Source organism: Deinococcus proteolyticus MRP, from assembly GCF_000190555.1.
In the GTDB taxonomy this organism is placed as follows: Bacteria; Deinococcota; Deinococci; order Deinococcales; family Deinococcaceae; genus Deinococcus; species Deinococcus proteolyticus.
On the sequence record NC_015169.1, the window covers coordinates 179,441 to 191,967 of the forward strand.

9 protein-coding genes and 1 pseudogene are annotated in these 12,527 nt (G+C 67.0%); 3 read left to right on the forward strand and 7 right to left on the reverse strand.

The window, feature by feature from the left end:
• Positions 1-330: 330 nt before the first annotated feature.
• Both DEIPR_RS11045 and DEIPR_RS11050 read left to right on the forward strand, forming a co-directional pair.
• On the forward strand, positions 331-1,689 hold the full coding sequence (locus DEIPR_RS11045; protein ID WP_013623041.1) for an MDR family MFS transporter: 1,359 nt from the start codon (positions 331-333) through the stop codon (positions 1,687-1,689).
• Positions 1,690-1,802: 113 nt separating this feature from the next.
• On the forward strand, positions 1,803-2,507 hold the full coding sequence (locus tag DEIPR_RS11050; RefSeq protein WP_013623042.1) for an HD domain-containing protein: 705 nt from the start codon (positions 1,803-1,805) through the stop codon (positions 2,505-2,507).
• Here the strand turns inward: DEIPR_RS11050 and uvrA are convergent.
• The gene (uvrA, locus tag DEIPR_RS11055; protein WP_013623043.1) at positions 2,504-5,002 is read right to left on the reverse strand and encodes an excinuclease ABC subunit UvrA; all 2,499 of its coding nucleotides are present in this window, start codon (positions 5,000-5,002) and stop codon (positions 2,504-2,506) included. The two genes, DEIPR_RS11050 and uvrA, sit on opposite strands and share 4 nt — an antisense overlap.
• Before the next feature lie 177 nt (positions 5,003-5,179).
• On the opposite strand from uvrA, the gene DEIPR_RS11060 reads away from it, so the two are divergent.
• Positions 5,180-5,683, forward strand: coding sequence for a ferritin-like domain-containing protein (locus tag DEIPR_RS11060; RefSeq protein WP_013623044.1), 504 nt, complete (start codon positions 5,180-5,182; stop codon positions 5,681-5,683).
• A 62-nt stretch (positions 5,684-5,745) separates the two neighbouring features.
• On the opposite strand, the gene DEIPR_RS11065 is transcribed toward DEIPR_RS11060, so the two are convergent.
• The 6 genes and pseudogenes from DEIPR_RS11065 to DEIPR_RS11090 form a co-directional block, all read right to left on the reverse strand.
• Positions 5,746-7,017, reverse strand: coding sequence for a S41 family peptidase (locus tag DEIPR_RS11065; protein ID WP_013623045.1), 1,272 nt, complete (start codon positions 7,015-7,017; stop codon positions 5,746-5,748).
• On the reverse strand, positions 7,014-7,937 hold the full coding sequence (locus DEIPR_RS11070) for a hypothetical protein (RefSeq protein WP_013623046.1): 924 nt from the start codon (positions 7,935-7,937) through the stop codon (positions 7,014-7,016). Before DEIPR_RS11070 ends, DEIPR_RS11065 begins: the two co-directional genes overlap by 4 nt.
• Positions 7,934-9,016, reverse strand: coding sequence for an oxidoreductase (locus DEIPR_RS11075; RefSeq protein ID WP_013623047.1), 1,083 nt, complete (start codon positions 9,014-9,016; stop codon positions 7,934-7,936). The genes DEIPR_RS11070 and DEIPR_RS11075 overlap by 4 nt, the downstream gene beginning before the upstream one ends.
• 83 nt (positions 9,017-9,099) lie before the next feature.
• A pseudogene (locus DEIPR_RS11080) lies at positions 9,100-10,549 on the reverse strand (GntP family permease).
• Between the two features lie 5 nt (positions 10,550-10,554).
• Positions 10,555-11,322: a 3-hydroxybutyrate dehydrogenase gene (locus DEIPR_RS11085; RefSeq protein WP_013623049.1), complete on the reverse strand. Its 768-nt coding sequence runs from the start codon at positions 11,320-11,322 to the stop codon at positions 10,555-10,557.
• A 124-nt stretch (positions 11,323-11,446) separates the two neighbouring features.
• Complete coding sequence (locus DEIPR_RS11090; RefSeq protein WP_013623050.1) at positions 11,447-12,391, reverse strand: DUF808 domain-containing protein; 945 nt, start codon at positions 12,389-12,391, stop codon at positions 11,447-11,449.
• Between the last annotated feature and the right edge of the window lie 136 nt (positions 12,392-12,527).

Consider the following 12,527-nt stretch of genomic DNA (forward strand, 5'->3'; position numbering starts at 1 on the left):
TACTGTGATGGAGGGGAATAGTGCGCTGTAGGCTCGGACCCGAGCATCTCAGCTCCGCTTTCGTTCTCAAGAACCGCGAATTCCCAGCCACTCTAATCTGGTGCCTATTATTGTGGTAGAAGCTTTTCTAGTCCACTATGTTTCTTCCCTAAGATTACTTAGGGAAGAAGAGATCTACCTGCTGAGACATTTTCCCCCACCCTCTACCCCTCAGCCGCCCCCCGCAAGGCCTTCTCGTCCATTCTGTGAGGAAGGCCTTGTTTAATGCGATTGGCGTCGCAGGAGGCAAATTTCATCTGCCCCTGATCTGTTGAGATGTAGGCTGCTGAAATGTCTTCTGCCCAGGCCGGCCCGGTGCCGCAGCTTCAGCGAACACTGGCCACAGCCGGGCTGATTGTCGGAGTGTTTCTGAACGCGCTGGAATCCAGTGTGGTGGCCACCGCCATGCCCAGTGTCATCCGTGAGTTGCAGGGAGCCTCGCTTTACGCGTTGCCCTTTGCCGTCTATCTGCTGACCAGTACCGTCAGCAGTCCGCTGTGGGGCCGGGCCTCGGACATTGTGGGGCGTAAGCGGCTCTACCTGGCCGGGCTTCTGCTGTTTCTGGTCGGGTCGGCGCTGTGCGGCGCAGCACAGAGTATGGGGTGGCTGATCGCCGCCCGGGCCCTGCAGGGCGTGGGGGCTGGAGCGCTGCTGACACTCTGCCTTACCCTGATCGGTGAACTGTACACGCTGGAAGAAAGGCCCCGGATTCAGGCGTTTATCAGCGGCGTCTGGGGGATTTCGGGTCTGGTCGGCCCGTTGCTGGGCGGCTGGCTGACCGACGCGCTGTCGTGGCGCTGGACCTTTTATGTGTCACTGCCGTTCGGTGTGGTCGCTTTCTGGATGGTGGCCCGTTATCTGCATGACCAGACGGAGCGCCGACAGGTCCAGCTGGACTGGTGGGGCGCTGCCCTGTTTACTCTGGGCAGTGGCCTGATCGTCTGGGGCCTGGAAAGCCGGGGCTTCCCGCTGGCAGGCCTGGGGGCCCTGATTCTCCTGGGGGCAGCGGCATTGGAAAGCCGCCATCCCAGCCCGCTGCTGCCGGTGCAGGCGCTGCGCGAACGGGTTCCGCGCATAGCGTTCGCCGGCAACTTCCTGGGGGGCGCCGCCTACTTCGGCGTGATTGCTTACTTGCCGCTCTACGCTCAGGGAGTGGCGGGCGGCACGGCCACCGCCGCCGGGGCCATTCTGACCCCGATGCTGGTGGGGTGGACCTGCGCCAGCATCCTGGCAGCGCGGCTGATGAAGCGGGCTTCATTGGCGTGGCTGTCACAGCTGGGCTTCGCCATTTTGAGTGTCATGTTCGCTCTGCTTGCCCTAGCGGTGCATCTGCCGCTGTGGGTGACCAGTGCGCTGGGATTCGTGGTCGGCATGGGCATGGGCTTTTCGATGCTGACCCTGTTGCTGACCGCTCAGCAGGCGGCCGGCAAGGGCGAACTGGGCGCGGTGACCAGTGGAGTGATGTTCGCCCGGCAGATGGGCGGCGCCCTCGGTACCGCACTGATGGCCCTGCTGATTGGCCCACTGGCTTTGGGTGAGGGCGGTCCTCTGCTGGCTGATGGCTTGGCCCGGGCCTACCTGCTGGCGCTGGGGCTGGTGCTGACGGGACTGGTCCTGACCCTGAGACTGTCGCCCAAGCATGTGGACTGAGGGGAGGGGCCGCAGTGGGTGTGTTTGTTGGGCTTGTTTTGTAATTCATATATTATAAACTCGGTGGTGTGCCTTGATAGGTCTGCGACTGCCACTCGGGTAAGCTGCGGTATATGACTTCCCGCTCCAGCTTTCCGCTTACGGACCGCTTCAGTCAGGCGCTGCTGCTGGCCACCCACTGGCACCACGGCCAGTACCGTAAAGTCGGCCCGGAAGAAACACCTAGCCTTCCTTACATCTCGCACTTGCTGGGAGTCGCGTCAGTCGCGCTGGAGTTCGGAGCCAGTGAGGACGAGGCCATCGCCGCACTCCTCCACGACGCACTGGAAGACGGTCCCGCCAACACCGGCCAGGACGCCGAGCGTCTGCGCACAGAGCTACTTGACCGCTTCGGCCTGCGCGTCACTGTGCTGGTCGATGACGCCACCGACGCTGCGCCGCGCGCCGGGCAGCCCAAAGCCCCCTGGGCGGAGCGCAAGCGGACTTACCTGAACCACCTGGGCGACCTGCCCGCCTCTTCCCTGCTGGTGAGCGCCGCCGACAAACTGCACAATGTCCGCACCATGCTGGTGGACGTGCTGGCCCTGCCTGCCAGGGACCGCGCCGCCTATTTCGAGCGCTTTCAGCAAGGGCAGCTGGGCACGCTGCAGTATTACCGCGCCCTGGCCGACGCCTTCATAAGCACCGAGGAGCGCCTGGCCGAGCGGCCACGGCTGCTGGAGCTGTTCCGCGAACTGGAGCGCACCGTCAGCGCCCTGGAAACGGCCTGCGGGCTGAGCAGCGACGAGATTCGCCGCGCTCCGGGCCCGCTGGCCTAGCGACCCAGTGCCCGCGCCAGATACGGGGCGGTCCGGCTCGCCGCTGCCTCCGCTACTTGCGCGGGCGTCCCCTGCGCGACCACCTGCCCGCCCTCCTCGCCCGCACCGGGGCCGATGTCGAGCACCCAGTCGGACGCGGCGACGACCTGCATCTTGTGTTCCACGGCAATCACGGTGTTGCCGGCGTCCACCAGTTTGGACAGTTGCTTTTGCAGCCGCTCGATGTCGGCGGGGTGCAGGCCGGTGGTCGGTTCGTCCAGCACGTACACGGTGCCGCCGCGCCCGCCGCGCTGCAACTCAGTCGCCAGCTTGATGCGCTGCGCCTCGCCGCCCGAAAGCTCGGTGGCGGGCTGGCCGAGCCGCAAATAGCCCAGGCCGACTTCGCGCAGGGTGTCCAGCGCCCGGAAGATGGCGGGTTCGCCTGCGAAGAACTCGTGCGCCGCGTCCACCGTCATGCCCAGCACATCGGCGATGTTTTTGCCGTGGTACTCCACTTCCAGCGTCTCGGCGTTGTAGCGGGTACCGTGACAGACCGGGCAGGGGGCGTACACACTTGGCAGGAAGAGCAGTTCCACCATCACCCAGCCCTCGCCCTGACAGTGTTCACAGCGCCCGCCCTTCACGTTGAAGGAGAAGCGGCCCGCGCTGTAGTTGCGCTCCCTCGCCAGCGGCGTGGCGGCAAACAGCTTGCGGACGTGGTCGAACAGCCCGGTGTACGTCGCCATGTTGCTGCGCGGGGTGCGGCCAATCGGCTTCTGGTCCACCCGGACAAGGCGGGAGATTTGCGCGAGGTCGCCGCCAAGTTGAGCGGTGCCGCCGACAGCGGGCGCGTCGTCCTCGTCGGCGGGCTCGTCGCTCATCGGCTGCCCGAAATGCGCCGCCAGCGCGTCCACCAGCGCCCCGCTGACCAGCGAGGATTTGCCCGAGCCGGAGATGCCGGTCACGCTCGTCATCACGCCGAGGGGAAACCTCACGCTGAGGTCCTGCAGGTTGTTGCGGGTCACGCCCGAGAGGTCCAGCCAGCCGGACGGCTCGCGGGGTTCATGAGGCTCAGCGTGGGACTCGGCAAACAGATATTTGCCCGTCTGGGAGGCTTCTACCTCCTGCAAGCCTTCGGGCGGGCCGCTATAGAGAATCTGCCCGCCCTTATCTCCCGCTTCCGGCCCCACGTCCACCAGCCAGTCGGCGCGGCGAATCACGTCCAGGTCGTGTTCGACCACGAACAGCGAGTTGCCGCCGCGCTTGAGGCCGTCCAGCGCCGCCAGCAGCGCCTCGGTGTCGGCGGGGTGCAGGCCGGCGGAGGGCTCGTCGAGCACGTACACCACGCCGAACAGGTTGGAATACAGCTGCGTGGCGAGGCGCAGGCGCTGCAGCTCGCCGGGCGAGAGCGTGGGCGTGGAGCGTTCGAGTTGCAGGTAGCCCAGGCCGAGGTCCAGCAGCACATCCAGGCGGCGGGCAAGGTCTTCGGCCATCCGTTGCAGGGCGATGCCCTGTGCCGCTTCCTCCTCGCTGGGCGTGGCCGCAGCGTAGGGACGCAGCAACTCGGCCACCCGTGTCAGTGGCAGACGCGAAAACTCGGTGATGTCCAGCCCCGCGAACTTGACGTTCAGCGCTTCCTGTCGCAGCCGTTTGCCGTGACACAGCGGGCAGGCCGAAGAAATCATGTAGCCCTGCACCCGCTTTTTCATCGTGGCGCTTTCGCTGTTGGCGAAGGTGTGCAGCACATGGCGGCGGGCGCTGGAAAAGGTGCCCATGTAGCTCGGCTCCAGCTTCTTTTTCACGGCGCGGCGGGTTTCCTCGGGGGTGAGGCCCGGGTAAACCGGCACGACGGGCCGCTCGTCGGTAAACAGAATCCAGTCGCGCGTCTCCTGTGGCAGCTCGCGCCAGGGCACGTCCACGTCGATGCCCAGCGTCACCAGAATGTCGCGCTGGTTCTGCCCACCCCACGCCGTCGGCCACGCGGCGACGGCCCGTTCGCGGATGGTGAGGGACGGGTCCGGAACCATCGACTCCTCGGTGACGGTATAGACGCGCCCCAGCCCATGACACTCCGGGCAGGCGCCTTCGGGGGTGTTGGGCGAAAAACCTTCGGCGTACACGATGCCCTGGCCTTCCGGGTAGTCGCCGGCGCGGGAGTACAGCATCCGCAGCAGGTTGGAAAGCGTGGTCACGCTGCCCACGGACGAGCGGGCGGTGGGGGTGCCGCGCTGCTGCTGCAACGCGACGGCAGGCGGCAGGCCGTCGATGGCGTCCACGTCGGGCGCGCCGACCTGGTTGAACAGCCGCCGGGCGTAGGGCGACACCGATTCCAGGTAGCGGCGCTGCGCCTCGGCGTAGAGCGTTCCGAAGGCCAGGGACGACTTGCCGGAGCCGGACACGCCGGTAAAGACGACCAGAGCATCGCGGGGCAGTTCCACGGAAATGTCCTTGAGATTATGCTCGCGGGCACCGCGCACGCGCACGAAGCCGTCGGAGAGGTCAGGCGAAAACGTCATCGCCCGGCAGTATGCGCCACGCGGGCAGGCTCATGCAGTGTGAAAAACTGGACTTTAAGGGCGCTTAAAGCCGTCAGCCGCCGGGGGGCACCCCAGGCAGAGGATACTGGCAGGGTAGAGCCTTCTTTCCCACTTCACCTCTCCTCTGTTCCTCTGTCCCCGAAAGGATGTGCGCCCATGCGTAACTTTTCTCTGCGTGAACTGTATCTCTCTCAACTACGCGACCTCTACTCTGCCGAAACCCAGCTGCTGGCGGCCCTGCCCCACATGGCCGCGAACGCCCAGAACCCGCAGCTCAAGCAGGGCTTCCAAAACCACCTGGCCCAGACCCGCGAGCAGGTGGCCCGATTGGAGAAGATTTTCGCCGCGCTGAACGAGCCGACGTCCGGCAAGGTCTGCAAGGCGATGCAGGGCCTGATTCAGGAAGGGGCCGAGGAGGCCGGCGAGAACAAGGAAGGCCCGGTGCGTGACGCCGCCCTGATCGCCTCGGCGCAGCGCGTGGAGCACTACGAAATTGCCGCTTACGGCACGGCCGTGAACTTTGCCCGCCTGCTGGGCGAGGACCAGGCCGCCGAACTGCTGGACGCCACCTTGCAGGAAGAGGGCCAGACCGACCAGCAGCTGACCGAAGTGGCCCAGGTGGTCAACCAGGCGGCGCTGCAGGAAAATAGCAGCAACTGAGAGAGCAAAAAAGCGGCGCCCCGGCCTGCACGCTTTGGCCGGGGCGCCGCTTTGCCGCAGGTTCAGGGCTTCAGGCTGTCCAGCGCCCGCAGGGCACTTGCCAGCTCCGGGTCCTCCCCGGTGCGGGCGAAAGTGAGGTCGTCGCGCTTGAGCAGCACCTGAGGCTGCACGCTGGCACTCAGAGGCTGACCGGCCGCCGTCTGCACACGCGACACGGTCACCTGCAGCCCTGAGCCATCGGCCAGGTCCAGCAGCTGGGTGGCGGAATCCCCCACGCCCACCGTGGGCCGGCCCAGCACCACGGTCTGGGGCCGGCTCAGCAGGTCACGGGCCATGAATTCCGCGCCGCTGGCCGAGTCCTGATCCACCAGCACGGCCAGCGGACCGGTAAAGCGCTGCGGCTTGAACACCCGCGTTCCCGGCTGCGGCTGACCGTCCATCAGATAGCGGCCCTGGTCGTAGGAATGAAGGGTAGAAACGGAGCGCTCCACATCCAGCAGCGGAGCCGGCTGGGTCAGGGCGCCGGTACTCAGCACCGTCTCCGGCAGCAGGCCACCAGGGTTGCCGCGCAGGTCCAGCACGGCCCGCTCGGCGCCCTGTTGCTGGGCGCGGCGCAGGGCATTATGCAGGTCCTGGGCTACGCCCCTGACATCGAAGTGGCGCACCCTCAGCAGGGCGGTGCGCCCGTCCAGCATTTCCAGGCTGACCGGCGGAGCCACGAACGCCGCCCCAGCCAGCTCGGTCTGCCGGGACTGGCCGGCCCGCGAGTACGTCAGCTCCGTGACCTGGCCCGAGCGCCCGGCCGCCCCCAGCTTTTCCCCGGCCAAGCCGGACAGCAGCGGCATGTGCCCCATCCGGGTCAGCAGGTCGCCGGCCCGTAGCCCGGCCTGCGCGGCGGGAGAACCCGGCAGAACCTCGGTGACCAGGGTGCCCTGGCCCTCCACCAGCCGGGTGACCAGGCCGAAAGCCCGCCCACTGGCCTGCCCGGAAGACTCCAGCTGCATGGCCGCCCACTGGGCCGGCGAGAAAAAGTTGGTGTGTTCATCGTTCAGTTCGCGCAGCAGCTGACCTATCGGCGGATAAGCTGCCTTGGAACTGCACACGTTCTGCCCCGCACACAGGGCCTGCACCCGGGGCAGGAAACGTTCACGCAGGTCCTGGGCACGCACATCCGAAGGACCGCCGTAATTGAGAGCCAGCTCGTAAATCACCTCGTCGAACAGGTCCTGGGCACTGATCTCGCTCTGCTCTTGCGGGGCGGCGGCAGCGGCCGGAGCCAGCAGCAGAGCGGCCAACAGCGGGGAAACCAGCCGGGGGGCCGCAGAAAGCCTCACTGTGCTCTCCCACTCGCCTGGGGAAGCTGGGGCAGCTCGAAGGTGCGGGGAGGCAGGGCCGGGTTCAGTTCGCGGGTGAGCACCTGCTCACGGTACAGCACCTCACCGCCGGGCAGCAGCAGCGTGCGTTCCTCCAGGGCCTGCGGGGCACCGCCGGGCAACACCTTGACAGCGCTGGCAGCCCGTGGGTCGCTGTAGGTGAAGGTGAGCAGCCCCAGGTCCTTATCGGCGCTGCGGTCGGCCAGGAGCCGGCCGGTCTGCGGGTCCAGCAGATACTGCCAGGCGGCGCCGTCCGGCCAGGTGACTTCCAGCACGGCGCCGCGCAGGGGCTGCGGCCCGTCTTCCAGCCAGGTCTGCGTTCCTGCGGCCCGCAGGCGGACCCCCCGCTGCGACGCGGCGCCCAGGCCACCCACGCCACTCCGCAGGTTCCAGCGCAGGATTTCGGCCCGCTGAGGGGGCACCGGCACCGTGCCGTGCTGCGGGGTGTACAGCAGGCTGGCCGCTGGCGTCAGCAGATGCACCGAGTCCAGGGTATCGCCGGTGTAGTCGGTCATCTTCAGGCGCTGCCCGGCAAGGTCGGTCCAGACGTCGCTGAGGTAGGTCGGGGCGCCGCCTCTTTCCCCGCTCTCGCTTATCTGCACGCGCTCATGCAGCAGCGTGAGGCCGGACTGGGGCAACCCGGCCGCCTGCCGGGCACGTTCCAGCAGGGCGGAAGCGCTCAGCCGCGCCGCACCGGCCGCCGTACGGTCTGCCGCAGGAGAAAGTGCCGGAGTACGGAAAGTGGGGGTGGGCGCCGCCTGAGCAGGGGCCGCCCGCGCCGGCAGACTGCCGAGCACCGGAAAACAGAGTGCCAGTGCCAGCATCGGTGCCAGTGTCGGTGTCAGCGTCAGGGCCCGCAGACCCGGCAAGAGGGTGTTCACAGGTCCGAGTCTAGCGCCCGGGCAGGCGGCGCGGCCGGCTCCAGCGACACCCAGCCGCCCTGGTCCTGGCTGCGCTGCGCGGCCACCAGGACCCGCATGGTGTCCAGGGCCTGCTGCGGCGTGACCGGGGGCGGGCTCCCTTCCCGAATGGCTGCGGCCAGAGCACGGTAAAAGGCGGGGTAATCGCCAGGCAGGCGGGGCACGGCCCGCTCCCCCTGGCCGGAGAACAGGCGGCCGTCCGGAGCGCCCAGGCCCCAGCCGGGAGCGCCGGGCGTCTCTCCTGCTTTGAGCGCCTCCTCCTGGGGGTCCAGGCCCTCTATCACGAAGGAGCCGGCCGTGCCGTGGGCCACGAAACGCGGCGCAGCGTAGGCGGTCAGCATCGAAGCATGCAGCGTCACGCGGCGCTCGCCCCCGGTGTCCGAGTAGTCCAGCGTCACCTCGGCGTGGTCGTCGCTGCGGGCACCGGACCGCATGCGGGCCAGGTCCGCCCGCACCCGCCGGGGCAGACCAAACAGCGTGAGCGCCTGATCCACCAGGTGGGGGCCCAGGTCGTACCAGATACCGGCGCCAGGCTCGTCACTCTCGCGCCAGCGGTCACGCACCTGGGGCCGGAAACGGTCGAAGTGCGAGTGCAGCGCCGTCACCCGGCCCAGCTCACGGCCGGCCAGGACCTGCTGCAACGTCAGGAAATCCCCGTCCCAGCGCCGGTTCTGAAACACACTCAGCACCAGCCCGCGCTCCTGCGCCAGCGTGACCAGGGCCTGCGCCTCCCCCACAGTCAGCGTGAAGGGCTTTTCCACCAGCACATGCCGCCCGGACTCCAGCGCGGCGCGGGCCAGGGCGAAGTGGGTGCGGTTGGGGGTGGCCACCACCACCAGTTCGGCGTCCGAGCCGGCCAGCAGCGCCTCAGGCGTGGCGAAGACCTGCGCTTCTGGCAGGGCCGCCGGCGTCTGCGGGTTCTGGCTGGCGGCAGCGACCAGGCGGAACTCGGGCAGGGCGCGCAGCAGCGGCACATGGAACACCTGACTGACCGAGCCGTAGCCCAGCAGGGCGGTACGAAGAGGTGTGGCAGCAGACATGCGGGCAGTGTAGGGGATGGTGGGCGGGGCGCGGGCAGACTAGGCTCCTACTGCGCCTGCCCGCGCCCCGCCCAGCGAGTCTGCTAGAAGCTGCCGAACACGCTGCCCAGCAGCAACACCACCAGCAGCGCCGTGACCGGAATTACCACGGCCACCACGAAAATATCGAGGTAGGAGCGGGCGTGGGTCAGGCCGGTGATGGCCAGCAGCGTGACCACGGCGCCGTTGTGGGGCAGGGCGTCGAACCCTCCCGAAGAGATGGTGGCGACCCGGTGCAGCAGCTCCGGTGAGATGCCTGCGGCCAGCGCCCGTTCCAAGTAGGTGGCACCCAGCGTATCCAGCGCGATGCTCAGCCCCCCCCGAGGCCGAACCGGTGATGCCTGCCAGCGTGTTCACGGCCACGGCCAGCGACACGGTGGGGTTGGCCGGAGCGATGCTGAGCACTGCGTCACGGACCAGCGCGAAAGCGGCCAGCGACGCGATGACGGCACCGTAGGCCACCTCGGAGGCGGTGTTGAAGATGGGCAGCAGCGAGCCCAGGGTGCCCTCGTTGACCGAGCGGCTGGGATCGCTGAGAAAGCGGCGGTGCAGCACCAGCGCCAGCACGGTCGCGGCGGCCAGAGCGGCAATCAGCGACCACAGCCCAGTCACCGCCCCCGGCTGCACGGCGCCGAAGCGCTCCTGCGCCAAGAAGCCCAGGTCGGTGGCCGGAAATACCACGCGGGAAAGCAGATAATTCAGGCCGATGACGGCGACGATAGGCAGCACCGCCAGCCCGATGCCGGGCAGTTCACGCTGCGGCACTGCACCAATATTGTGGGGGCCAATATCATGGGGGCCAGTGCGATGGGAGCCGCCCTCACTGGAAGCACCGTCGTTGGGGCCGGGTTCGCCGTAGCCTTCGCCCGCAGCCTGTGCCACAGCGGCCCGGCGCTGAAGCCAGGCCAGACCGCCGAACAGCATGATGGCCCCTGCGATCAGCCCCAGGCCCGGCGCCGCGAAGGTATCGGTGCCGAAAAAGGCGGCCGGGATGGCGTTCTGAATGGCGGGTGTACCTGGAATGGCGGTCATGGTAAAGGACCCCAGCGCGATGGCCGCCGGAATCAGGCGCCTTGGCACACCTGCTGCGCGGAACAGCGAGACGGCGATAGGAAAAACCGCGAAAGCCACCACGAACAGCGAGACCCCGCCGTAGGTGAGAATGCCGCACGACAGCACCACCGCTGCGATGGCCCGCGCCGCCCCCAAGCGGTTCACCATCCAGCGGGCAATGGCCTCGGCTGCTCCGCTGTCGGCCATCACCTTGCCGAAGATGGCTCCCAGCAAAAAGACCGGGAAGAACTGGGTCAGGTACTTGCCCAGGCTCTGCATGAAAACCTGGGTGTAGGTGGCCAGCAGCTCGGCCGACCACACGCCGGAAAACAGCACCGCCAGCAGCGCCATCAGAGGTGCGAGCACCAGCACGGTCACGCCACGGTAGGCGAAATAAATCAGGCCGGCCAGTGAAATCACGATTCCGAGAAGTCCCAGCATCGCCGTCACCGCGCCGTCCAGCCCAGGTCAAGGTCCAGCACTGCCCCGGTCATACCCCAGGCAGCGGGGCTGACCACGTACGAAGCCAGCGCGGCTATGTCGGCCGGGTCCAGCAGGCGTTTGATGGCGGCAGGCTCCAGCATCACCCGCTGCTCGACCTCCTCCACGCTGATGCCGCGGGTGCGGGCCTGGTCCGCCAGCTGGCTCTCGACCAGCGGGGTACGCACGTAGCCGGGGCAAATGGCATTCACGGTCAGCCCTTGCTCGCCGGCTTCCAGGGCAGCGGTGCGGGTCAGGCCGATCAGGCCATGTTTGGCGCTGACGTAGGCACTTTTGAAAGGGCTGGCCACATGCCCGTGGATACTCGCCACATTCACGATGCGGCCCTGCCCGCTGCGGGTCAGGTGGTCCCAGGCGTAGCGGCTGAGCAGAAAAGGCGCTGTCAGCATCACGTGCAGCATGGTGTCCCAGGTGTCCTCGGGAAAATCGCGGATGGGGTCGATGTGCTGGAAGCCGGCATTGTTGACCAGCACGTCCAGGCCGCCCAGCGCCTGCACCGTCTCCTCCACTGCGCGGCGACATTCCGCACGCTGGGCAAGGTCCGCACCGACGAAACAAAGGCCGTGTTCTTCAGCTACGCTGCGGGCTTCCGGGCGGTCCAGATCCAGTGCAGCGACCTGCAGGCCGTCTTCCTGAAGCCTCTTGGCAATAGCCAGCCCTATGCCACTGGTCCCACCCGTGACGAGGGCCACCCTCCGTTCAGTTGTCTGCATAGTTAAAAACTATACAAAATAAATTTACAAAAGGGGCTGCCAGCACTGTGTCTGCTGAGCGTACAGCGCCGGCGGCCCCATGATTCAAGGTTGCATTTCTATTCAGAAAATAGCTGGGCCAACCTCAGTGAGCCGCACCACGGCGAGGAAGCAGATGCAGCAGACCGACGATGCTGAAACCTACCAGCAGACCGAACAGGCCCGAGCCGATGGTGCCCACCAACCATTCCACGAGGGCGTGGGCGGCCGGGACCATGTGCGCAGCTTGCACGGCGAAATCGTGAATCAGGTGCTCCAGCTCCGGAAAGCCCAGCTTGGCCAGGCCCGCCACGATGATGTGTCCCCCCACCCACAGCATGGCTGCGGTGCCGATGACGGACAGGGCCGTGAGTACATGAGGCATGGCCTTGACCAGTCCGCGCCCAAAGGCAGCCACGCCACCTTGGGGGCTCTGCGACAGCTTCAGGCCGATATCGTCCATCTTGACGATCAGTCCCACCACGCCGTACACCAACGCGGTGATCAGCAGCGCCACCACCAGCAGAATCAGGGTGCGCGACATCAGCGGTTCATTGGCCACCTCGGCGAGGGCGATGGCCATAATCTCCGCCGAGAGAATCAGGTCGGTGCGGATGGCCCCGCTGACCATCTGCTGCTCGTGCTCTTCGCTGGACAGGTCAGCCACCTGTTCTTCCTCCGTGGCATGGTGGCCGCCGGCGAAGGCCTCGTAGACCTTCTCGGCACCCTCGAAGCACAGGTAGGTACCGCCCAGCATCAACACATAAGTGATGGCGGAAGGCAGGAACTGGCTGAGCAGCAGCACTGCCGGCAGGATGAAGACTACCTTGTTACGCAGCGACCCCTTGGCGATTTTCCAGATGATCGGCAGTTCGCGGGCCGGGGAAAAGCCGGTCACGTAGCGCGGCGTGACGGCGGCGTCGTCCACCACCACACCGACAGTCTTGGCTCCGGCGCGGCCCGCAGCGGCGGCCACATCGTCTACCGAGGCGGCCGCGGCGCGGGCAATGACGGCAATGTCGTCGAGCAGAGCAACCAGGCCACCACTCATGCGAAGCTCCCGGATACAGGGATGAAAGAGAAACTGGACATCCGGTTCAGCTTAACAGGCGGAAGCTGGGGCGCGATTTAAGTGGAATTTAGGGAGGGCAGGAGGCATCTGCTTGGTTTTGTTATTCGCGTAGCAC